Source organism: Salegentibacter echinorum, from assembly GCF_900129445.1.
In the GTDB taxonomy this organism is placed as follows: domain Bacteria; phylum Bacteroidota; class Bacteroidia; order Flavobacteriales; family Flavobacteriaceae; genus Salegentibacter; species Salegentibacter echinorum.
In genome coordinates, this window is sequence record NZ_FQVT01000011.1 from 1 (window position 1) to 24,532 (window position 24,532).

The window sequence follows — 24,532 nt, forward strand, 5'->3', positions numbered from 1 at the left end:
TTCGTTTTTGGACAAGAGATGGGCACTCAAAAAAGAATAATTATAGATGTAGGACACGGCGGAAAAGATTCTGGCGCAATTGGTATCAATGGCATCCTGGAAAAGGATGTGGTGCTGGATATTGCCAATGAAATCTTGAAGCTTAATAATGAACTGGAAGAACCGCTTGATATTTATTTGACCAGGTACAGCGATACGCTTATTTCATTATCGGATAGAACGAAGCTGTCGAAATCTCTAAAAGCTGATTTGTTTGTGTCGTTGCATTGTAATCATTCAGATAACCCTAATGCGAGAGGTGTGGAAGTTTATGTGGCAGGGGTAGAATCTAAATTCTCAGACGAATCGGTCTGGTTTGCTTTTCAGTTGCAGGAAGCGCTCAATACGAGGTTGAGTTTTGAGAGTCGAGGTGTAAAATTTGCTAATTTTCAAGTGCTACGGGAAACCACCGATACCGCTGTTGCCCTGCTTTTGGAATTGGGGTTTTTAAGCAATGCAGATGAATCTCATTATTTATCAAATCCTGCTAGCATTAAAAACCTGGCACAAATAATATATCAGTATCTACGCAAACTTTAAAAAAGCTAGTTATGAAAACACTATGGCATAAAATCTTTCAAAATCTTCAAGCTATTCTTAAACGCTATATCTTGGAAATTCTAAAAATCATGCCTTTAAAAAAGAAGTGAAAATTATGCTCTGGTAACCTAGGAAAAAGTTAATTAGATTGGCTTTGAATTTTTATCTACGTTTATCCTGACTGTGCTCTTCAAAAGCAATTAAATTAAATAATTCCCGCATGCGGCTGCGTACCCGACTCCCATAGCGGTTCTCCAGCTCTTCCGCATTGAGGTTAGTAGTGGCATGAGTTTTTAGCTTATGTCTGGTATCCAGATATAGTTCATAACGGGAAAGCAAAACTTCGCCCATAACGTTGAGATCTTTGCCATAAAATCTTCCGGCCGGTTCCACGCCCAGATCATCAAAACAATAGAATCTAGAATCTCCATAATCTTCAATGGTTTTAAAACCAAGATGGTTAAAACTAAAAGTTACATTCCGGCAGGGGATCATTTCATAAGGGCGTTGCCTGGGAACCAGGTGGCGCAGTAATTTCATAATACTCGTTTTTCCACAGCCAATGGGACCGGAAAGCAAAATGCCCTTGCTTAGATCTATCGCGTGTTTTTCACAGCTCCGCTTATCCCTTATAAAATAAGAGCACAACTTTAAGAGCAGGGCTTTATCCTTTTTATAAATTTTAAAATCTTTTCCAAAAAGCAGTTTGCCCTTAGCATCCAGGTAAATTAAAATTTTTGAAAAATCGTAATTCACCTGTTTTCCATCAAATTCCCCCAGGGAATATTCCACGCCACCTTCGATAATTTTAGAGGGGTTGTCCATAATTTTTCGTTTTAGTGGTTTTTAAATGATCCCAATCTTGATGATTCTTTCGATGTGAGGTTACGCTTTTATTCGCTTTTTTCCTTTTTTGGTATAATTTAGAGCGATTTATCCAATTTTTGGCCAACGCCTGCCAATTTTGAATCGCTGCCCCATCTCGGGTTCGCCAATTATTGGCACTATAATATTCAAAGAACTTTTTTCCTTCCTCAGCATTAAAACCATGTTCTTCAAAAAAATTAAAAACAGCCTGCCTGCCATTTGGTTTATTTATGTTTATAGTTTTAATATTGTTTATATTAGATACCAGCGCTTGTCCATTTTTGGGATGGTAGTGATTCAAAGCCTGTTCATTATCGGAACGGTCCTCTGTCACTACTTGTTCATCTTCTGGAGGGTTGCAGTTCATTACCGGTTCATCTTTGGGATAGTAGTGTTCCGCAAGCTGTTCTAATTCGGGACTGTAAGCTTTTGGTTCTTCAGCATCATTTTTGGGTACGACCGGATCAAATTCCGTGGTGTTTTCAAGAATCAACATCTTGATCTTACTTCCTTTAAATGGATTATTCGAAGGAAAATACGTAAGATAGCTCCATTTATGCAGGTCTCTAAGACAGCGATGATAGGTAGAATTAGAGCCAATTTTGGCTTTCTTCATCACTTCCCTGCGCCACACATAGAAATCCTTTGCGAAACGGGTATTGTTCCATTCCTGGAACAGCGCCATATATAAACTGACATGACTAGGGTTTAAACGGTCATCCTCGTAAAAAGTTGCAAAGGCTGCTTGTAGTGTTTTTATATAGTTCATCGCTTAAAAATTTAGTCCGTGTTGCACGCGGTTATCATCCATAACTTTTTGAATTTCTGCGGCATCATAATAAATAATGCCCCCTATTTTGGTGTAAGGCAAGGTGCCGTTGACCCTTAAGTTTTGGAGGGTTCCAGGGCTCACTTGCAAAAGGTCCATAACTGCTGCCGATTTTAGGTATTTCTTGCTACTTATTGGAGCATGTTGTTGGCTTAAAAGATTTTTAATGTCATCGAGCAATTCCATTTTGAATTCCCGAAGATCGTCGGTGGTAATAATACTTACTGGCATAATACATTGATTTTAAAGAAAGGGACTATCAAATTCTTTAACCTTTTAATTGATAGCGCCTGACCTGGTTTGACTTTCGTTCTACAAATTTGATAAAGATTATGCCCATTCTTTCACCAGATCTTTCGTAGTACGAAAAAAATTAACATGTAATAGATTATGCTCGAATATGGTATAGTTTGAAGGGAAGATATAGGTAGAGGGAATAGAATTTCCTATAAAATTAATTGGAAGTTAATTTTTCGTAGTAACGTTCTACTACGAAAAATCACTTTTCATCATCTTTGCGCATTCTTGCTATCAGGATGGTAGCAATCTCATAAAGATATTTAGCCTTTGGATCGGTCCGCCGCTTCATCTCCCCATAAGTTTTATAATAATTTGGAAGCTTAATATTAAGAAAATCTTCAAAAGCGGAAATTATAGTTTTAAGATCTGCGGTGCCGTGGTTAAAATCCCCTTTGAGATATAAGGCGTAGATTATTTCTACCAAGGAGGTTTTAGAACCGGTCCACAAGAGTAGTTTGGGTTGACGCTCCCTAAAATCTCCACTGCTTCCAGGTTGAATGAGTTCTAATTTTTCACGGATATAATGAATAAAACGATAAAGCGCCTGTACTTTAGCCCATAACATATCATGACTGGTGGAGAATTCCGGATTTTGGTAATAATTAATGGTTGGGGTAAATGAAAAATCCCTTCTTCCACCTCGACTGAAGAACTGAAAATCGAGATAATTATGGCTCTGTTCCATATAATTCACAAAACTGTTATTGGCAGAGAAAAACTTATTGATTTTTTTGATCTCCTTTTCCAAGAACCGTACTTTATGGGAATTTCCAGCTTTAGGTAACAACAATTCACAAGAACGCACCTCGGTAAAATAGATGAGATAACTCATGGGGATAGGTTTCATATTCTTGAAAAAATTAATTTCCACCTGACTATCCTCAAAATCATCCCGTTCCACTAACTTTTGCAGCTTGGATAAAGTTTTAACGCATAAGCTTATACCGTCTTCAGCCTTATTCAAATCGGTTTTTCCCGACTGAATTAAGCCTTCGATTTTTTCGATAAATACCGAAATCACTTTCTCGAACATAGGATTCGTATTGAGGGAAAACAAATAATACCGTTGCTGGGCTATTTTCAAGTTTGTTTTGTTTAGAATATTGGCGTAGCCTCATAAAAAGATAAATTAACACAAAGTGTAATACTTTTATTCAATAAGCCCCAATAATTACTAAAAATTCATACAATTCACAACTTTACCTTTAGAACATATAAGTATTTTGTCAAATTAATAGATTATATTTGATAACAATTTATCTGGCTTAGCCAGATATTCCTTCTTTAAAAACCATTCTTAACGAAAATAAGCCCCTCATGTTTGAAGGTAAGTATGGCACATATTGGATCACTGATGATATACTCTTCGTTGTATATAAAGCTGGCCTTGCAGTAACATTAAAGGTTGCAAAAGAGATTGTGAGTGATCGTCTAGAGGTTCAAAAAAATGTAGAATATCCAGTTTTTTGTGATATTACAGGAATAGTTAGTTCTAATTCCGAAGCTCGTTATTTTCTCTCACAGGAAGGAACTCTTCTAATCAAAGCACTGGCCATATATGCAACAGAACCGGTGAGCATTCGTCTTACTGAATTTTATCTTAAAACTCTTAGCCATAAGATACCAACAAAATTATTTGTAAATAAGAACCAATCAATAAGTTTCTTAAAACCTTATAGCAAATGATATAATAACTAAAATTTTAAAATTATGAGACGTGAATTTAATAGGGCAAATTTACGTGGCATCTATCGTATGTTAACAGAATGGGCAAAAGGTAATTTTGCTTATCAGATTAAACGAAGCCATCATCAGGATGAATTAGAAGGTTTGGTTGCATATTTTAACCAAACGGGAGAAGAATTGAATAACAATCGAAATCAATTTCTATGGCTTAATCGCCAAAATGAAATCATGGTTATTCAAACAGCTATCTTTTTACTTAATGATAATCTAGAAGTTATAGATTACAGCTATAAACATCCTGATAATAAAATAATTCCTTCCTATAAAATTCTAGGAAAACCCTTCAGAACTTTATTGGAGAAAAAAACTCAATCTCAATGGCAGGATAGAATAAAAGCTTTTAAAAAAGATAGAGCGCAGTCATTTAATATAATGCTGGAGTACCAATTTGATGAATCTTTAAAGTTAAATTTAAATTCAGTAGTCTCCAGGTTAATGGAAAATGTAAAGTCAAGTTTTATAGTAATATCCTTTCTATTAGATACTTCAATAGATTATTTTCCTGAATTACCTGAAAATGCAGAAATAAAAACCTTTTCAAAATGGGATCAAAAACTCTTTCACGAAATCCATATTTACATTATACATCATCTCGATGAACCATCAAGGTCTTTGGATGAACTAGCAAAACTTTTTAATACTAATGAATATAAAATCAAAACTGGGTTTAAAGAAATTTTTGGCTGTTCGCCATTTCAATACCATGCAGACCAACGTATTAAACACTGTAAAATCCTAATTGAAAATACAGACCTTAGTTTAACCGAAATCTCCATAAAAATGGGCTTTGCCTCTTATCCTCATTTCTCCAAAAACTTTAAGGAGAAAACTAAAATGTCACCTAGATATTATAAAAAGATTATACGAAACTCATAGATTTTGGATGAATTTATCCTAAATTGACAAGTTTATCTCACCTTTTGCTAAGTATTAATCCTGACATTTACCTTATTCAAATACAGTTAATTACAACTGGTTCGTGAAGCTTAATTCGAATAGTTTTTAAGAAGGTCTATAATTTTAATTTCTCGAAACAGTTTTTAAAAATATTATTGCGCGATGATGCAGGTGAGGCCGAATACCTGCTTTACAACGGCATTTTATTAACGTATAAATTTTACTATTATGAAATATTTAAAAATGATTTTACCGATGATGGCAATGGTATTTGCCATAGGATTAATGTTTGCAAACACACCGACTGAAATGGATCCGGATAATGATTACGTTCTTACTAATAATGGTGTTGTTACCATTGATGAAGTGGATTGCGGAGAAGGTGATATCCCATGTGAGGGACAGTTCTCTGGTGATAATAATCAGTATCCCATTTACGATGACCCAGCCTTAACTATAAGAAAAGAAGGTAGTGGGACAGACCTTGATTTGTAGGAGTGAGTAATAAGTAAGCCGGGCTACCCCGGCTTACTTTATTTCAAATTTCAAGGTTAATCCTAAGTAACTTTATTATTCTTTCTCATTTTTAAATACAAATTCATATAAATTTTCCTTCTTTAGATATTTTTTAGCAGTTTTCAAAATATCCTCAGGGGTTAGTTTTTTCAGATAGTTCTGCATTTCTTTATTATCCACCCATGGACTATTAAATCGAATATGGTTGTAAAGTTTTCTCTGGGTAAGAACTTGGCTATTTTTAAATCCATTGGACTCAAATTCCTGAATTTTACGATTTAAACTTTGCGACAGTAAATCCTCCGAAATTGGTGCTGATTTTAAACCAGTTATGATTATATGATATTCATTTCTAAGCTGATCCAATTCTTTAGCCGGAACATCGAACCTTCCTGCTATCTTAACTTGTCCTGCAGCATAGTTGAATTCCCCTAAAGCAGTTGGTGCATACATCGCATATCCTTTTACAAACCGTAACTCGTATAGCTTGATTTTTAATATGGCACCTAGAACCTCTACCCGTAGTTTCTCTTTCCAATTTTCATTCTTAATTGGCTCAAGAAAGAGTGACAAATACTTACTATTCTTCTTGTTATAAGTTCCTGGATATATAAATTCTTTATAAAAAGGGCCTTCAGGTAAAGATTTACTTATTATTTCAGTTGGCTGAGGAGAGCTTTTTTTATTTCCGGACAGGCTTCCGAGGTACTTATTTAGTTCTGGTAAAATTTCAAGAATCTTAAAATCCCCAGTGATCAAAAAAGTAAAGTCTTCTGTATTATTAAATAACTTGCGGTAAATTTCCAAACCTCTTTTTCTCTCTGTTTTATTCATTCCCAGAAAGCGCGCTGTTCCCCTTAGAACATCTGATCGATCTGTTAATTCATTTTTTATTTTTGTATTAAGATCAGCAAAACTTATATCGCCGCTTTTCGGATTCTCATACAACCTCTCTTCATTCAATTTCCAATCCTGAAACCCCTCCTCAGTAGCTTTAGTCTCCGTATAAAACAAATGGATGAGTTGTAACATGATTTCAAAATCCTCTGAATTAGCATCAATTCTAATTCCCGATTCCAAATTATGAATGTAGGGATATATGCCCAACCAAAAAATACTTTTATCGGAAAGAAAACGCTGAAGGTCAAATTTATTAAAACCACCAACGCCACTATTTTTAATAAATTCAGGAGCATTTGTGGCCGAAAAATAATCCTCTTTAGGAAAACTCAATGCACCTACTGAGCTAAAACCATGTATGAATATCTTATCTTTGCCCGCCCCACTTGGCTTGAACGGCTTCAAAATAAGTTTAATTCCATTTCTCAATTGTACTTCGGTTATTCCAGACAACTTTCTATCACTTTGAGAATACTCCCTGACTGGAAATGAACTTACCTCTGAAGCATTCATTAGGGTTTCGGGTACCTCTGGTGAAACATAAGGGTCTGTTGTTTTATTAAATGCATCTATAATGGTTGAACGTAGTCGTTTTTCTGAAAATATATCAGTCGGAAGTCCGGAAGGTACTATTAACCCTATATCCTCTGGCATTTCCAGGTTAGATTCGTTTATAAATTCATTAAAATCTTCCATGGTATATGTAGTTAACCAACTTTCCAGAGCATCTAATTTATTTTCAGGAAGTACCTCGCCATAAATGAAATGGTCCTTTATTTCATTTAACCAATAACTTGGGGCTTCAACCTTATCATCATTAGAAGATAAATTTGAAAGTTGTTGCTTTAACGCTTCTTGGTACTCATTTTTATTTACCCCATGCTCCTGAATTTGTTTAATAGAACAAATTGCTTTAATCAATGCTTTCAGATTTTTATCTTTACTGGTCTTTATATGAACTTCCAAAGCGGGAGGAATTCCCCCACTTTTATAGGTATGGGAAATTCGAATTTCGCTTTGGTTATTATAGATATTTGTTTTCTCCCTAAACCTTCTATTTAAAATTTCATGCAAAATGGACCATTTAACTAATCTCTTTATACCACTAAGCGCATGTAAGTCCTTGCTCGTTTTTGCGTCTCTATAATATAATCGAAAAACAGTACTGGAATCAGATATAGTGATTGAATCAGATTTCCGATTTATTACGGCAAAATTAGGAGGTTGTTCATAGAAAAGGGAATCAAAGTTTTTGATTTTTCTCGGATTATTTACCGGATTAATTTTAGAAAACCGTTTTTTAATCTCTGCAATTAAACTATCTGGATTTTCAATATTACCTACCACACTTACGGCCATAAGATCAGGCCGATACCAATCCTTATAAAAGCGTTTCAAAACCTCTCGTTGAAATGTTTTGATATGATCAAAAAAGCCATCCAAACTTTCACCTCCAGGAAATAATTCCGATCTTAACTGGCTTTTATTTAGGTTCTTTTGAAAATCATCCCCGCCTCTTACAATATATTCCTGCATATAAACACCTCGTTCCTTATTGATATCCTCTTCATTTAGTTTTAAGCGACCATTAGCTATATCTTCAAACCAAAGTAATCCGGTATTGAATGCCAAATTGTTGTTTATCGGAGCCTTAAACGTATATTCAGTAAGCCTTGCTCCGGAATGTCCATTGAAATCAAATTGGGAAGTGTTGATCTCATTCAATCGTCCAAAGTCATTGTGAATCCCTTGTGGAAAATGCTCACTGGCCTTAAATGCCATATGTTCTAAAAAATGTGCAAGACCTTGCTGATCAGCATCATGATTGTTGCTTCCTGCTTTAACGTATAAGCGTAATTGTAATTTGGGATGCGGCTTGGTAATAGGTTTTATATAGTAAGTCAAACCATTCTTCAACTGACCATAACGAATACTTTTATCAAGCTTATCCGATTCTATTGAGCCGCCTTGCCCAAATATGGATTGCATACTGCAGAGTAGGAACAATAACAAAAATATAATCTGATTTCGAATTTTCATTATAGAATTTTTAAATTTTAATAACCGGGATTTTGATTAAGGTTAGGGTTCTTCATAAGTTCTTCGGCAGGAATGGGAAATAACACATCCATACTATCCCAACCAGAAGTTTTTTCGCTAAGTACAGATAAAGCGCGTTCTGTACGTTTTAAATTCAACCAACGATGTCCCCATTCGGTAAAAAACTCCTTTCTCTTTTCTTCCCAAATAAGCATTGATAATTCATCTTTTCTGATATTAGGATCAGTATTTGAAATGAGTTCAAGACCCGCCCGGGCTCGTATTTTGTCTAGATCACTAATGGCCCCTTCTAAGTTATTTTGCATAAGCCTCGCCTCGGCACGAATTAAGTATTGTTCAGCAAGCCGCAATACCATGGAATATTCGGTTATATTCCCCATACTGCTCCTATCTTTATATTTGAATGGATAATAGTTGTCCGTATCTTCGTGGTAACCCACCCAATTCAATAGACGCTTATCCTGCTCTTCAAAGGTCTCCACAATTTCTGTGGTTAAAGCCACCTTTGTAAGGCTTGCCAAAACCGGATGAAAAATAAAGGTGGTTCCTTCATTGGTATAGGTGAGAATACCACCACTTCCACCTATTGGTGAAATTTGCCAAATTGCTTCTTTACTATTGGCAAGGAAAACTTGATTCAAATCATCTTTAAGCTCATAGGTATCGGTCTGGGCTATAACGTTACTGCTCAAGCGTTCTGCTTCTACCCAATTCCCGAGGAAAAGATGGACACGGGCTAGTAATGCTTCAGCCGCCGATTTATTTATGTGGGTGCGGTCGTCCTCCCGGTAAGTCACTTTAAGTAAATCAATAGCTTTTGTAAGATCTTGAGTTATTTGATCATAAATTTCATCGGTGGAATTTGCTGAAGCAAGACTGTTTTCGTTATAATCCGTTGTTAATATTAAAGGAACTTCCCCATACAAATTAACCAGATAAAAATAGGTGAAGGCTCTTATAAATTTTGCTTCCCCCTCCAGATTGCTCTTCACTTCTTTCGTTAAACTTTCCGAGATGGTAATACCTTCCAGAATCGAATTGGTCATATAAATTATATTATAAGTACTTGACCATATTGATAAGTTACGCGAATTGTTCGGTTGAATAGTGTTCTCTTCAAACTCTAAAAGATTCAAATTGTTTGGGTTTAGGTTTTTCAGCTCATCAGCTGCAAGACCCGCCAATACGTGAATACTAGTTTCTCTTCCCCCACCGGCATAAGAAGCCCGGAACAATTCGTTATAAATTCCGGTCATGGTGCTAATTGCCGTTTCATCATTGTTGAAAACCGTTTCACTTACAATTTTGTGATTAGGCGCTTCCACATCTAAAAACTCTTCGCAAGACCAGAGCGCATAACAGGCCATTATAGCCAGTAAGGTTTTTGTATATATTTTACTTTTCATAATATTTATAATTAAAAATTAAGTTGTATTCCTCCTGTAATAGACCGTAAACCTGCAAAAGCACTTCCCCGTCCGGGCTTTTCAGGATCCATTCCTTGATAGGAAGTTATAGTCAATAAGTTCTGCCCCCCGATAAAAAGTTTACCTGAGGATAATCCAAGGCTTCTCGTAAGAGTATCGGGAATCGCATAAGCCAAATTCAGTGTTTTTAACCGTAAATAGGAAGCATCAACAATAGGAAAGTCGGAGTTCAATACATTGTTATAAGCCCTTGAGGCAGCTATCGAACTTGAAATTTGCTGAAACCTTGATTCCGAACCTAAGGCTTGTACTACTTCAGTTCTTTGATTTTCCAGTGGGCCAGCATCAAAAAGAGCTAGCATTCCCTCTTGCTTCACAAATTGCCATAGGAATTGTAATGAGAAGTTTTTATAACTTATAGAATTATCAATCCCTCCAAAAAACTCAGAGTTTCGATCCCATATTAGAACCCTGTCTTTAAAGTCTAAAGTACCATCTTCATTGATATCTCTCACTTTATAATAATTTGTTTCAGGGTTTAATCCATCATACTCATATAAAAGAGATATGTTGAGAGGCTGTCCCACTCTATAAGTGTTGGCATAAGAAGATTCCTCAATATCTGGATAACTTATTAACTTATTCCTGGGAAAGGTGAGATTAAAAGAGGTTTGCCAACGAAACTCACCCGAACGGATATTAAAACTGGAAAATTCTATTTCCAGACCGGTATTTTCTACCGTAGCAGGTAAATTGGCTTGCACCGAAGAAAAGCCAGTTATGGCTGGAAGTGAAAAACCTACGAGTTGGCTTGAGGATCTATTACTATACCAACTTAAGCCCAGGTTAATCTTTCCCTTAAAAAGACCAAGTTCTAATGCTGCTTCAAGTTTTTTATTTACCTCCCAGGAGTAATTTGGATTGGAAAGTTGGTTGGGGTATAACCCGCCCGGTCCTATGGTAGATTCATAAGCATCAAAATAGCCGTAGTCCCCAATTTGATCGTTACCCGTAGTACCATAACTACCTCTTAACTTCCCAAAGGATATAAAAGGCAAAAAGTTTTCAATAAAAGTCTGCTCAGAAAATATCCAAGCCCCACCAACAGCCCCAAAATTAGCCCATCGTTTTCCTGGACCAAACCGAGAAGAACCATCCCTTCTCCCTGTTAGGTTGATATAGTACTTTTTATCCCAGTTAAAACCCAGACGGGCAAATATGGCATTGTAACGATAATCAAAATTTTGATTTAATGGGGAAAGAATATTCTCGGCTGCACTTAAATTTCCAATTAAGGCTTCCGAAACATAGCCTTCCCCCTGTAATCCCAGTTCATTATTTTCACTTTGTTGAAAAGTCCCACCTAAAAGAGCATCTAAATTTCCTTTTCCTATTTTATTATTATAGATGATTTGTGGCTCAATTATCCAGGAATTCCTTCGGTTTATACGATGATTAGAGCGATTTGTGAGGCTTTGCGAACTAGCGGGGTTGTATGATCTTTTCGGACGTTTCACCAGTTCATCCCCATTTAAATTGGTATAACCAAAATTAGATTTTATGCGAAATCCTTCTGCTAATTCATAGGAAACCACCAAATTGGAATTAAAATTGTTAATGCGTGTTTCACTATGGTTATGGAAACCGGTCAATGGATTGTCCAGACCTACTGCACTCCAATCTTCCCAGTTAAGTAGCCCAGTTTCAGTAAATAAAGAAGGTGCATTGGGAGCAAGTCTAAATGCCGGTTCAGAAAGGTTCATATACCCCACTAACTCATTATGGTCTGCCCCATAGTTGATCGAAAAATTAAGGTTCAGCCTTTTATTTTCAGACGAATGGTTTATGTTCGCTCCGGCCGTTACCTTTTGATAATCGTAATCTCCTAAATAAACAGATCCCTGGGAATGATAGGAGCCACTTAATCGAAAGCTTGTATTTTTGTTTCCACCAGTGGCATTTAGGTTGATATCGGTAACTGCAGAGGTACCTCCAAAAAATTGATCCTGCCAATCAGTATTTTGGTTTTGATCCCAAACCAGTAAATCATAAGCATTACTCTCCATAGGTTCTTCGCCGTCATTTTCAAAGGCACGTTGCCTGATTTGCAAATATTCTTCGGTATCCAATAAATCTAGCCGGTTAGGAACACTGGAAGCTCCGGTATAATAACGTGCTGATAATTCTGTTTTCCCTATCCGACCTTTTTTTGTGGTTATTAAAATAATACCATTAGCACCTCGGGAACCGTAAATAGCGGTGGCATCCGCATCTTTTAAAACCTCTATACTTTCAATATTAGATAGATTGAGAGTATTTAATGGATCTATTCTTCCGGTATCCAAATTGCTATAACTGTCAATGGGTGTAGAGTTCAAAGGCACCCCGTCAATAATATACAAAGGAAAATTTCCTTCTTCCCGAAGGCTGTTGGTTCCACGGATACGAATGGTGGAGGCATTTCCAGGCAAATTTCCATTAGATACAATCTCTACCCCCGCCATTCTACCTTGCAACGCCTGTAGCGGGCTTACCACAGGCTGCAACTCTATCTCTTCCGCAGTTACCCGGGAAATATTTCCTGTACTTTCCCTGCGTGTAGTATTGTAATACCCCGCATTAATTTTCACTTCACCCAGTGCCGAAATATCTTCCTGCAACTGAATATTTATTTCTTTTCGGTTATTTGTTTTTTCCCTGTGGGTTTTAAAGCCTATATAAGAAAAGACTAGAGTAGCATTTGTGGGGGCTACTATGGTATATTCTCCATCTAAATTGGTAACTGTTCCTTTTGAAGTAGCATCTATCGTAATGGTGACTCCCGGAATAGGCAAGCCTTTTTGATCACGCACTATCCCATAAACTTCCTGTTGTTGAAATATTGGATGTGCAGTATTTGCCGCAGTTGCGGTCATTGCCAGGAAAAAGAATGCCCCGACAACAATAATTAGAGCCACCCATTTGAGGCGCGAATAATTATTTTTCATAATTTTGTGTGGTATTTAAATGAAACTTTGTTTTATTTAAGCTTAGGCCTTCCCCACTAGACTCCAATCTTGCGGGAAGGCTTTTTGGCTTAATAGCTTTAACTAAGGCTAATTCACTTTTCTTTTCATTTGCAATTTTTTATAAACCGGCACCCTTTTACCGATTTTTTGAACTAAAATTTAATAATCTTACCCAAGGTCCATTAAGGACCCCGCCCAAAGCTGTTATTGAAAATAGGGCACAAAGACAGCCGCCCACGGGATTGTTTTGATTTTAGACCTGTCCCGCAACAGGTTTACGGTTAGAAGTATCTGTTTGCCCACGATTTGGGCTGCGAGACTTATTAATTGCAGAAGATTACTTTGAAATATAAGAAGAGAAACGGGTCTGTTTTTGCTAAACAAAAAGAGACGTGAAGACTCAACTTATGCTTTGAGGTACTGGTATACCCTGCACACAATAAGTGAGCCCACGTCCCGGGTCGTGAGCACTTCACCTATCCTCTCGTGTGCTAAAAATTACCAGTTTTCAAAGCGAGATTCAAAGCGAATGCTTCTAATATTTTATTTTAAGAAGTTTCGCAAAAATAATTTATTATTTCAAATATACACATTTTTTTAAATCATTCTCTATCGAGAATAGATAATTTTTGAATATTAACTTATTTGTTGGTTAAATAATTCCATTTTGGCCTCGAAGAACACCAAGTCTCAAGTAATTCAGCAACAAAAACTAATTAATAAATTAATCTGTAGATTCATTACGGAAAAATTTTTATCACCAACTCGAGACGAAAATGGTAGAGAGATATCGCAAAATGAATATTCGGAAATCATTGATATCTCGTCTTCTGTTTTGACAAAGATGAAAAATGAAGTAGGTTATAATATACCTTTGTCCACTATATATAGCATTTGTGAAAAGGAACAATTATCCTTATCAGATTTTTTTAGGCAATTCGAGCAAAGATTTCCTGAAGCTATTATAAAGTGATTAATATATTATTTATTGTACTAACCAACACTTATCAGTCCTTAATATCATATTCTCCTACTTGGAAAATTTGAGATCAGGTTATTATAAATAATGACACGCCTCTGGAAAATTTATTAGTTATGTGGAACCCACCAAATACCGAGATCCAAAAATCTAATAAAAAGGATAAACTGGAACAAAACTTCCTATTATCCCGTCAAATATAAAGGATATTAAGTATTTTTATCAGCATATAACAAGTTATGTGCAATTTGAACGAAACGACCAAAATTCAATAAAATAACAGAATATGAATAACGAATTATACGAAAACGAAAAAGTTGATTTATTTCAAGAACCTGCAGGAAATGAAACAAAATTAACCAATGAACAAATTAATGAAAAGTATAAAAAAGGTGAAGTAAGAATCATAACTGAACAAGCTCGTTATCCACTTAATACTATTGTGAATTTGGTAAATAGTGAAGATTATATTCTAAATCCAGAGTTTCAAAGAAGACATAGATGGGATGGAACAAGAAAATCAAAGCTCATAGAATCGTTTATAATGAACGTTCCAATTCCACCTATTTTCCTTTATGAAAGAGAATATTCTGTTTATGAAGTGATGGATGGCCTTCAAAGACTTACCGCAATATCTCAGTTTTACGAAGACAAGTTTGCATTACAAGATTTGGTTGAATGGAAAGAATTAAATGGTTTAAAATATTCTCAATTACCTGAGCAAATAAGAAAAGGAATTGACAGAAGATACATATCGTCAATAATATTACTGCAAGAGACTGCAAAATCTGAATCAGAAGCAAACAGATTAAAACAATTAGTTTTCGAGAGAATTAATAGTGGTGGAGAAAAATTAAAAGCTCAAGAAATAAGGAATGCTTTATTTCCAGGTGGTTTAAATGACTTAACGATAAGTCTTTCTCGAAACGTCTATTTCTGTAAATTATGGAATATTCCAGAACCTGACGAAACAGAATTAACAACAGGACAAGCTAGACAAGAAGTAATTGAAGACAAGTACTTTAAAGATATGTCGGATGCAGAACTAGTTCTTAGATTTTTTGCTTATCGTCAAATTGACCAATGGCAAGGGAACACAATGGAATATTTTTTAGATGAATTCTTAAAAAAGGGTAATGAACAATTTGATGAAAGTGTCTTAAATAATTTAAAAAAATTATTCAATGATACGATAGAGTTTGCATATGAATTATTCGATGAAAAGGCTTTTTGGCTTCATAGAAGTAGAGAGAATAAATGGTTTCATTACGAAAGACCTACTAAAATATTGTATGACCCAATGATGCAAGTATTAGCAAATAATTTGGACAAAAAATCTGAAATTTTAGCTAAAAAAAGTCAAATTATTGATGGACTAGCAGATTTTCATAAATCACAATATGATTCCTTTAAAGGACGTGATACAAATAAAACCAAAGTCTTAGAAAGAATTGAAGTACTAAATAAATATCTAAATAGTTTTATTAATGCGTAATATTTTAAGTGAATTCCAAAAGGAAATGGATTTGCTTAAATTATATATAGATTTTCAGAATGCGAGTTATAAAAATCAATCTAAAATTGAAAAATTAAAAACTGATTCTGTTTTAAAATCGCTTACGATATCTAAAATTAAGCAATTCGATTTTAACTCTCATATTATATCAATTTATGGTGCATATGAACATTTCGTCGAACAACTTTTTGTAAAATACTTAAATGTGATTTGTTCATTTATCACAAGTTATAATTTACTTCCAGAAGAGATTCAAAAAAATAATTTGAATAAAACTTTAGAAATTATTAAGCAATTAGATTATCGGAAAAATAAAAATGTTAAGCCTGAAAAATTAATCGAAATTTTACATAAAAATATAAATGAAAATTCTTCAGTAATTAATATTGACGCCTTTAAAAACCATAGTGCAAACTTTAGAATTTCAGTTATTGATACCTATTTTTCTGAAATAGGAATTAAAAACACATCCAGCTTAATTAGACAATATGAACCGTTAAAAAGTTTTTTAACTATTAATGTTTCTGATTTTGCATCCAAAAAAAACAATATTGTATTTCCAATTCTTGAACATATTTGTGACCTTAGAAATGATATTGCTCACGGAGTAAACAATGTTCAATTGATTAATAAATCAATTCTATTTGAGTATATCGATTTTATGAAAATATTTGCTACATCATTATTCGAATTAATAAACGATAACTATTTATCCAAAAAATTTGAGTCTAATAAAAATGAAATTGAAGTAATTAACATTTTCAATAAAGAAATATTGTGTTTTAATACTAAAGGGAATAAAATTGATAGAAATTCCAAAATATTAGTGAAATCAGAAAATCATTTTCCGAATGTATTTTTAGCAAATATTAAAGACATTCAGCATAATAATGTAAGTATTGACCAAACAGAACCAAATAATAATATTGACATTGGAATCTTAGTTGACAAAAAAATTAAAAACACTATGAACTTCAAACTAATTGCGGAATAAAAACTGCACATAATCGAGTAGACGGGTGACGACCTAATGGCCGCCACTGCGCCTCTCACACCACCGTACGTACGGGTCTCGTATACGGCGGTTCAATAATGAAACTTATCGATTATAGTATTCAATTAAACTAACATAACCTTTCATTTTTAAGCGTTCTACGGTAATGGTGGTACGCAAAATAGGACTTTGAGCTACTGCCCAACCGCCCATTCTGGTACGGCTCCAAGCATAGGCGTGGTCAAAGTCAATCCCCAAGCGAATCAGATTTTTCCGCTTTCGTTCGGGTTTCTTCCAATGATGCCAAATGCAATACCGTAAACGGTTTCTTAGCCATTCTTCAAGCTTTTTAAGCTTTCCTTGAATGGATGCTGGTCTGAAGTAATTTACCCAGCCTCGAAGTAGCAGGTTGATGCGTTGGATACGTTCTTCAAAACTCGCGGGTACCGTCTTTTTGGTCAGGTATTTAAGCTTTGCTTTAAACTCCTTCCATTTCGACAATCCTGCCACCAGTTGATATTTGCCTTTTTCCCCTTTCTTGTAGGTTGGCACAAAACCAAACCCCAATACTTGAAAATCTAAAGGTTTACGTATGCCACTCTTCTCCCTGTTTATGGGAAGCTGGAGCTTGTCCCGCAAGAATTTGTAGATACTGTTGCCTACTCGTTTTGCAGCTTTCTTACTTCTGACGTAGATACTGAAATCATCGGCATATCTTACATAACGATGTCCACGTTTTTCCAGTTCTTTATCCAGCTCGTTGAGCAGAATATTGGAAAGCAGTGGACTTAAAGGAGAGCCTTGTGGTACCCCTTTTCTGCGTTTATGTAGTTTACCGTCAATCAGTATTGGCGCTCTAAGAAATGAACGCAACAGCTTCATCGTTGGCTTGCACTTCACCTTTTTATAAATCAACTCCAAAAGAACATAGTGTTCCACTTCATCAAAGAAACTCTTTAAGTCGATATCCACTATGTACTGATAACCGGAGTTAATATTTTCAAGGCTCTGTCTCACGGCCTGATGAGCGTTGCGCTTTGGTCTGAACCCATAACTATGCTTCTGAAAGCTTGGCTCAAATACAGGTTGCAAAACTTGTTGCAGTGCTTGTTGAAACACCCTGTCCACAACTGTGGGAATACCGAGTAATCGTTTCTTCCCATTGCTTTTTGGTATTTCAACACCCAGTATTGGAGATACCTGATAGGACTCCCTTTCTATCTGATCGGTGTATTGCTTGCCGTGAGTTTGCAGAATGGATTTTAGTTCTATTACTTGAATTTCATCTACTCCTGCTGCTCCTTTATTGCAGTACACCTGCCGATAGGCAGCGTTTAGGTTCTTTTTACTTGTTAATTGTTTAATCATAAATCATTACAATCGATTCGCTGTCCCGCTTAATCAAGGGCTACTATCTTACTGGAACACTATCCGCAAGCGTAAGATTGCTCCCTCGTTTATTAAGGACCATTATCGTTCAGTCCTTCACCAACCTATCAGGTGGCTGGCTACTACGACGTCGGCTGATTTCTCCATATAGTTACACGTAACTTTAGAGACCTCCCCAGGTAAGAACATCTTCTTTCCCTCGATTCCTGCCAGATCTACTGTTTTGGTGTTCACTTTTAAGTGTTTCGGACGTCACAATGATGTGCTTGCTTATCCAACCTCACAGCCTCATATCTGGTTCCTGTTCGTCAGTACCGAGGTTTGTAGTCCTGCTTCCTTCACTTCCTGTCTCACGACAGACAAGCTTGCAGCTTACTAATGGTTCAAGGCGTTACCCCTGCCCACAAGGGACTTGCACCCTCTAGATTAATATCATATCTTCGATATGATAAAGATGCCCATGCTGGGCACACACAATGTGTATAAGTAATAGCGGTTTAAGTGATAAAACGAAAGCAAAAACATAAAATAAAGGTCAGTGCAAAACCAAAAGGTTTGTAAGTAGAAATCCGCTACTACTCATACACGAGACCGTTAGCGGTCAGGCAATAAAACGACCCGAGAAACAAATCGGGTTATTTTTAAAATATTGTATTTTAGCATTTGCTTAAATAAACAAGTTGACTATCTTTGTGTTTATGGAAAACAATTCTTGCATAAGACAACAAGCGGACATTAAACAAATCAACCGTTGTAAAGACCGAGTTGCAGAACTCAACGGCTCGTTTGACTACTTATCGAACGGACTTGAATTGGCGGGTAACAACGTCAGACTGAAAATCCTGTTCCTGCTTTATGAAGAGAAACAACTTTGCGTTTGCGACCTGAGTGATGTTCTTGGAATGACCATTTCGGCAGTTTCTCAACACCTGCGAAAACTCAAAGACCGAAAACTCATTGAAACAGAAAGGCAAGCACAGACCATTTTCTATTCGCTGACAAACGAATACAAAAACTTGCTTGAACCGTTTTTCATAATACTTGACGAAAACAAAATTTTGGAGACAATATGAAAAAGGACAATAAACTAATCGGAGCAGGAATTTTAACGGCATTCGCTGCTTCTCTATGCTGTATTACACCAGTTTTGGCACTAATTGCAGGAACAAGCGGACTTGCTGCCTCTTTTTCGTGGCTTGAACCTTTCCGACCGTATTTAATTGGTTTGACAATTTTGGTTCTTGGTTTTGCTTGGTATCAAAAACTAAAACCGAAAAAGGAAATAGACTGTGATTGTGAAACTGATGAAAAGCCAAAATTCATTCAGAGTAAAAAGTTTTTAGGAATTGTTACAGCATTCGCAATTGTAATGCTTGCCTTTCCTTACTATGCACATATTTTCTACCCTAAGACAGAAAAACAAGTAATAGTAGTTGACAAATCAAATTTACAGACCGTTGAGTTTACTATCAGCGGAATGACTTGTGCAGGATGCGAAGAACACGTAAACCACGAAGTGAACAAACTTTCAGGAATAATCAAATCAACTGCTTCATACGAGAATGGAAACGCAATCGTTGAATTTGACAACTCAAAAACTAACATAGCCGAAATCGAAATAGCAATTAACGGAACAGGATATTCAGTAAGAGACAAAAAGGAAAAATAAAATGGAAATAAAATTGCAATCAACAATCACTTGCCCCAACTGCGGACACAAAAAAGAAGAAACAATGCCGACAGATGCTTGCCAATACTTTTACGAGTGCGAAAACTGCAAAACTGTATTGAAACCACAACAAGGAGACTGCTGTGTTTATTGCAGTTATGGGAGCGAGAAATGTCCACCAATTCAACAAGACGAGAAATGTTGCTGACCGAAGAAAAAAAGCCCGAACCGCTAATCGAGTGGGCGGTTCCGTCATTAAATGACGGAGTGCACCCCTCACACCACTCAGCGTACGGGTCTCGTACTGAGCGGTTCACAATCCATCTTTTCAATCGCTCTTTACACCAATCGAAACTATTCTGTACTTTTTCAACAGGCTACAGATTTTCTTGGGAATCGGTCACCCAATTAATGAAAATCACTGCTCCCATCATAATTTTCAGAAGGATTGCGTTCAGTCCTTCCCCATCCGTGAGACCTATGCAGTTTTTCTGCACCTCGTTTCCAGTGGGTACTATGACGTCGGCTGACTTCTCCACTATGCCAACTCGTGACTGTGGAGACCTCCCCAGGTAAGAACATCTTCTTTCCCTCGATTCCTGCCAGATCTACTGTTTCGGTATTCACTTTAAAGTGTTTAGGACATCACAATGATGTGCTTGCTCATCCAACCTTACAGCCTCTTATCCAGTTCCTGTTCGTCAGTACCAAGGTTTGTAGTCCTGCTTCCTTCACTTCCTGTCTCACGTCAGACAAGCTTGCAGCTTACTAATGGTTCAAGGCGTTACACCTGCCCATAAGGGACTTGCACCCTCTAGATTAATATCATATCTTCGATATGATAAAGATGCCCATGCTGGGCACACACACGGCATATAAGCCATACCCTGTTGAAGATTAGTATTTTAATTCATATTTGTTTCTACGGGTACGGCTCATATACCCATTCCGTTAGGCGTCATTGATCACATAAACTATAATTTTAATGAAGATATATTTAGAGAAAATAATATTTGTTAATAGAGCTCCATTTGAAAACCTTGATTTAAACTTATATGAAAATGACATAAATGTACTAATGGCTGTAAATGGAAGTGGTAAAACAACAATACTATCTCATATTACAGATGCCTTTTATGAAATGGCAAAACCTCATTTTCAAAATGAATTTGAAGAAAATCAAAATAAATATTATAGGGTCTCATCAAATATTTATAATCTAAACTTTAATAATTTTTCCCTTGTCTATTTTAGGTTTATCACACCAGAAGGAAAAATTGACTATATCGATGTAAGAAATCAAATGAGCTCTGCAGACTATGACAGACACGTCCAGCTCGATGATAAAATACCATACAATGAAATAAATGGTGCACTCGTAAATGCCCACAACGTAAAAAAAGTTTCAAAAGAACTTAATAAAGATTCTGCTTTAAAAATTTTCAATAATAATGTTTTAACCTTTTTTCCCTCGTATAGGTATGAAAATCCTGGTTATTTAAATCAACCCTATGAAGTAAAGCTGGAATTCAAAAAAAGTTCAGGATTTGCTGGATATCTAAACAATCCCTTAGAGGTTATAACAGGTTTACCAGAATTGGCTAATTGGATTATGGATATAGTCTTAGATATGAGGATGAATCAGCAACTGCCAGACTTACTAATATTTAATAACCTGAACAATATCATTTCTCAAACTTTAAAATCCAAAGGCTTGCAAAACTGCCGATTTGGCGTTGGACCAAGGGGTTATGGTAATACAAGAATTCAAATAGTTGAAAATCAAGGAAAACAAGTATATCCAAACATCTTTAATTTGTCATCAGGTGAAAGCTCTTTGCTATGTATTTTTGGTGAAATTTTAAGACAAGCCGATAACAATAGAAGCAATACAATCCTTAGTCATATTCACGGAATCGTTCTTATCGATGAAATTGATAAGCATTTACATATAAGTCTACAAAAGGAAGTACTTCCAGAGTTATTAAGATTATTTCCAAATATTCAATTTATTCTAAGTTCTCATTCTCCCTTTTTAAGTATGGGGCTTGCCGAAAAACTCGAAAATAGATCAAAAATAATCGATTTAGATAATTTCGGAATTACCAAAGATCCATCAGAAAATAAAATGTATGAGGAAGTTTATGAAATGATGATTAATGAAAATAAAAGGTTTAAAAACCTTTATCAAAATCTAGAAAGCTCAATTAACAATAATAATAAAACCTTAATAATTACAGAAGGAAAAACAGATATACAGCATATTCAGAAATCTGCAGAAATATTAGGATCGTTTGATTTTGAGGTAGAATATTTTAATGCAGAGTCCGATTCTAAGTTATTAGCAATGTTAGAACAGCTATCCAAGCTTCCAAGGACAAGAAAAATAATTGGAATATTTGATAGAGATGTTCCTAAAACGGTTTCTAAAATTGAAAAAAATGGTAATACAACCTTGGAATATGGGAATAATGTTTATGCTTTTTGCCTGCCTATTCCGGAACACAGAGAGGGTTATACGAATGTGTCGATCGAATTCTATTATCCAGACAAAGATTTAAAGAAACCGCATAACGGAAAATGTCTTTACTTCAGTAATGAGTTAAATTTTAATAGCAATAGAAAACCTATATCTCCTATAAATGAACCAGAAGATGATTTAGACAAAAAAATTTGGTGTGAAAATATCGGAGATTTAGAATGGATTCATTCAAAATCAAGATTTGCAGATTTAGTGGTAAATAATCCAGAATTTATTTCAAATTTCAACTTTGATAGTTTCAAATTGGTTCACAAAAAAATAGAAGAAATCAACGCCGCCTAGTCGAGTAGGTAAAGGGGAATCTCACCCCTAAACCTCTCACAGAACCGTACGTGAACCTCTCAATTCATACGGCTCTTATTATACAGTCGATTTGGTCTATTTATTTAGACCAACTTATATCCCAATTCCCAGTGATAGAACAGATTCGGATACCCTCTCGTAATTTGTCGAAGCCATTTTGCTGCTTTAACTTTACTTCCTTTGAAGCTTTTATACTTGTTGAGTATCCATCTGATCATCCGGTTGTGTAAATAATAAAACACTGGCTGTAAGCTCCGGCGGCTTATCTTTCCATAATATTGAATCCAGCCTTTAGCTAAATCCTGTATGCCGCGTTGGGTTTTGTTATGGAATGCAAGTTCTCGCAGTTCTCTTGTAATGCGAACCTTTGATTTTCGGCTCATTTTACAGTCAAATTGAAGAAAACTACCGCCTCTTTTCAGCTTGAACCGTATAGGCTGAAAGCTGAAACCTAGAAAATCAAATTGCACAGGGTAACCCTTAAGGTTTCTGCCATCTTTCTTACAGTACACTATTTTCGTCTTTTCGGGATGCGCTTTTAAATCGCATTCTTCCAGACGGCTTTTTAATGCTGTAAGTATTTCAACGGCCTTCTTATTACTCCGGCAATGGATAATCAGGTCATCAGCATAACGCACCATTCTTTGCGATGGATGGTATTTCTCCAGCCACTTGTCCACACAATAATGCAAATATAAATTGGCAAGCAATGGACTGATTACCCCTCCTTGAGGAGTCCCTTTTCCATTGGGTGTCTTAACTGTTCCATCTTCAAGTATCACTGGAGCTTCCAGCCATCTTTTAATGTACAATAACACCCATTTCTCTGAAACGTGTCGTTCCAAAGCTTTCAGTAGAAGGCTATGGTTGACGTTTTCAAAGAATTCTTGAATATCCAAATCTATCACCCAGCTCAGGTATCGTACATTGTAACGTACTTTCTCAATAGCCAGATGTGCATTCCTGTTTGGACGGTATCCATAAGAATTATCTGAAAATATGGATTCAAGCCTGGGTTCTAAGTATTCCTTGATCACTTGTTGGGCAATCCTATCACTTACAGTGGGAATACCCAAAGGTCGGGTTTTACCTCCTGCCTTGGGAATATTAACCCGCTTTATCGCAGGCGCGAAGTAACTTCCAGATGCCAGTCTGTTCCACACCTTGTACAGTTCCTCAGAACGTATCCTATCGAAATCTGATAGGCTCTGTTGGTCTATTCCGGCACTTCCTCGGTTCCTTTTCACCTTCTTATAGGACGCCCACACCATTTCCTTGGTAATCGGTATCGACTTTGTTTGTTCTTTAAAAATCATCCTTACATTTTAAGTTGTTCTTAAATCTAAACTGTATAATTGAAGCCCTTCGCTCCGCTCCCATTACAGGAGTTTCATCACTACTACAACTTCATCCGCCACCTATGTGCTCGTCAGTAATCAACTTACAGGTATTTCCTGCTTGTGTTTTCCTTTTAGCATAGCACATAAGCTTCCTGTGGTTCCACAATAAAGCCTAGATAGAAGTCATGCCTGCTTTATGACGGTTGCCGTATAGACAGTAATTAGGTTGCCTCTACACTTATCCCTGACTCCTCGATATGAATCAGGTTTTGACAACGACTGGTCTTTTCGTCACTTCATCGCAAGGTTCGCTTTCGCTCATCTCTTCTAGCCTTACCTGACTATTTAAAATAGCCTTTTCTTCTATCGCTTCACACATCTTTGTTGCCTTGGATGCATCATAAAAGTGGTTTGATGAGTTTTCCTAAAAACCCTCATCGGAGGACCTACCTCCATCTTTATTATAGCTTACACAGCACACATTGAGTGGATGGCTCCGCCATCAAATGACGGAGTACATCCCTCACACCACCCAGCGCACATGTCTTCCCGAAAAGAAATCGGGACAGGCTGTACTTGGGCGGTTCGTAAACCATTCTTATTTCTAAAAGGAACGCGTTCGGTCTTTCCTAACTTGTGAGTATCCACTCCACCAAGTAGATATTGCTAG

At 36.1% G+C, this 24,532-nt stretch carries 19 protein-coding genes; 10 read left to right on the forward strand and 9 right to left on the reverse strand.

From position 1 onward, the window contains the following. Nucleotides 1-579: N-acetylmuramoyl-L-alanine amidase family protein (locus tag BUA71_RS13380; RefSeq protein ID WP_072880637.1), on the forward strand; the 579-nt coding region annotated here is incomplete at its 5' end. A 162-nt stretch (nt 580-741) separates the two neighbouring features. On the opposite strand, the gene BUA71_RS13385 is transcribed toward BUA71_RS13380, so the two are convergent. The 4 genes from BUA71_RS13385 to BUA71_RS13400 form a co-directional block, all read right to left on the reverse strand. Continuing rightward, complete coding sequence (locus BUA71_RS13385) at nt 742-1,404, reverse strand: P-loop NTPase family protein (RefSeq protein ID WP_072880639.1); 663 nt, start codon at nt 1,402-1,404, stop codon at nt 742-744. After that, complete coding sequence (locus BUA71_RS13390; protein WP_072880642.1) at nt 1,388-2,215, reverse strand: hypothetical protein; 828 nt, start codon at nt 2,213-2,215, stop codon at nt 1,388-1,390. Before BUA71_RS13390 ends, BUA71_RS13385 begins: the two co-directional genes overlap by 17 nt. A gap of 3 nt (nt 2,216-2,218) precedes the next feature. Further along, nucleotides 2,219-2,506 carry a helix-turn-helix domain-containing protein gene (locus tag BUA71_RS13395; RefSeq protein WP_072880644.1) on the reverse strand — a complete coding sequence of 96 codons (288 nt, stop codon included), beginning with the start codon at nt 2,504-2,506 and terminating at the stop codon, nt 2,219-2,221. A 268-nt stretch (nt 2,507-2,774) separates the two neighbouring features. Continuing rightward, complete coding sequence (locus tag BUA71_RS13400; protein ID WP_072880646.1) at nt 2,775-3,608, reverse strand: RteC domain-containing protein; 834 nt, start codon at nt 3,606-3,608, stop codon at nt 2,775-2,777. Nucleotides 3,609-3,892: 284 nt separating this feature from the next. On the opposite strand from BUA71_RS13400, the gene BUA71_RS13405 reads away from it, so the two are divergent. The 3 genes from BUA71_RS13405 (at nt 3,893) to BUA71_RS13415 (ending at nt 5,713) form a co-directional block, all read left to right on the forward strand. Next, nucleotides 3,893-4,261: a DUF7793 family protein gene (locus BUA71_RS13405; protein ID WP_072880648.1), complete on the forward strand. Its 369-nt coding sequence runs from the start codon at nt 3,893-3,895 to the stop codon at nt 4,259-4,261. A 24-nt stretch (nt 4,262-4,285) separates the two neighbouring features. Then, the gene (locus BUA71_RS13410) at nt 4,286-5,197 is read left to right on the forward strand and encodes a helix-turn-helix domain-containing protein (RefSeq protein ID WP_072880649.1); all 912 of its coding nucleotides are present in this window, start codon (nt 4,286-4,288) and stop codon (nt 5,195-5,197) included. 249 nt (nt 5,198-5,446) lie between these two features. Further along, complete coding sequence (locus BUA71_RS13415; RefSeq protein WP_072880651.1) at nt 5,447-5,713, forward strand: DUF6520 family protein; 267 nt, start codon at nt 5,447-5,449, stop codon at nt 5,711-5,713. 75 nt (nt 5,714-5,788) lie between these two features. Here BUA71_RS13415 and BUA71_RS13420 read toward each other — a convergent pair whose 3' ends face one another. From BUA71_RS13420 to BUA71_RS13430, 3 genes are read right to left on the reverse strand one after another with little or no spacing between them, the layout of a single operon-like run. Further along, complete coding sequence (locus BUA71_RS13420; protein WP_072880652.1) at nt 5,789-8,674, reverse strand: M16 family metallopeptidase; 2,886 nt, start codon at nt 8,672-8,674, stop codon at nt 5,789-5,791. 17 nt (nt 8,675-8,691) lie between these two features. Beyond that, nucleotides 8,692-10,101 carry a RagB/SusD family nutrient uptake outer membrane protein gene (locus tag BUA71_RS13425; RefSeq protein WP_072880653.1) on the reverse strand — a complete coding sequence of 470 codons (1,410 nt, stop codon included), beginning with the start codon at nt 10,099-10,101 and terminating at the stop codon, nt 8,692-8,694. An 11-nt stretch (nt 10,102-10,112) separates the two neighbouring features. After that, nucleotides 10,113-13,109: a SusC/RagA family TonB-linked outer membrane protein gene (locus BUA71_RS13430; protein ID WP_072880654.1), complete on the reverse strand. Its 2,997-nt coding sequence runs from the start codon at nt 13,107-13,109 to the stop codon at nt 10,113-10,115. 1,286 nt (nt 13,110-14,395) lie between these two features. Between BUA71_RS13430 and BUA71_RS13440 the strand changes: the two genes are divergently transcribed. Continuing rightward, nucleotides 14,396-15,604 (forward strand): DUF262 domain-containing protein, encoded by a 1,209-nt coding sequence (locus tag BUA71_RS13440; protein WP_072880655.1) that lies wholly within the window; start codon nt 14,396-14,398, stop codon nt 15,602-15,604. Then, nucleotides 15,597-16,619 carry a HEPN domain-containing protein gene (locus BUA71_RS13445; protein ID WP_072880656.1) on the forward strand — a complete coding sequence of 341 codons (1,023 nt, stop codon included), beginning with the start codon at nt 15,597-15,599 and terminating at the stop codon, nt 16,617-16,619. The genes BUA71_RS13440 and BUA71_RS13445 overlap by 8 nt, the downstream gene beginning before the upstream one ends. Nucleotides 16,620-16,724: 105 nt before the next feature. Here BUA71_RS13445 and ltrA (BUA71_RS13450) read toward each other — a convergent pair whose 3' ends face one another. Next, nucleotides 16,725-17,987, reverse strand: a complete 1,263-nt coding sequence (ltrA, locus tag BUA71_RS13450; RefSeq protein ID WP_072880657.1) for a group II intron reverse transcriptase/maturase — start codon at nt 17,985-17,987, stop codon at nt 16,725-16,727. Nucleotides 17,988-18,706: 719 nt separating this feature from the next. Between ltrA (BUA71_RS13450) and BUA71_RS13455 the strand changes: the two genes are divergently transcribed. The 4 genes from BUA71_RS13455 (at nt 18,707) to BUA71_RS13475 (ending at nt 22,501) form a co-directional block, all read left to right on the forward strand. Next, nucleotides 18,707-19,081: an ArsR/SmtB family transcription factor gene (locus BUA71_RS13455; protein WP_008992945.1), complete on the forward strand. Its 375-nt coding sequence runs from the start codon at nt 18,707-18,709 to the stop codon at nt 19,079-19,081. Further along, entirely contained in the window at nt 19,078-19,677 is a 600-nt protein-coding gene (gene merTP / locus BUA71_RS13460) for a mercuric transport protein MerTP (RefSeq protein ID WP_072880658.1), read from the forward strand. Before BUA71_RS13455 ends, merTP begins: the two co-directional genes overlap by 4 nt. Nucleotide 19,678: 1 nt before the next feature. Further along, a complete protein-coding gene (locus BUA71_RS17855; protein WP_008992943.1) occupies nt 19,679-19,885 on the forward strand; it encodes a GDCCVxC domain-containing (seleno)protein in 207 nt (68 codons plus the stop codon). 777 nt (nt 19,886-20,662) lie between these two features. Then, entirely contained in the window at nt 20,663-22,501 is a 1,839-nt protein-coding gene (locus BUA71_RS13475; protein ID WP_072880660.1) for an AAA family ATPase, read from the forward strand. 104 nt (nt 22,502-22,605) lie between these two features. Here the strand turns inward: BUA71_RS13475 and ltrA (BUA71_RS13480) are convergent, their stop codons facing one another. Beyond that, nucleotides 22,606-23,838 carry a group II intron reverse transcriptase/maturase gene (gene ltrA / locus BUA71_RS13480; RefSeq protein ID WP_072880661.1) on the reverse strand — a complete coding sequence of 411 codons (1,233 nt, stop codon included), beginning with the start codon at nt 23,836-23,838 and terminating at the stop codon, nt 22,606-22,608. Nucleotides 23,839-24,532 lie beyond the last annotated feature (694 nt).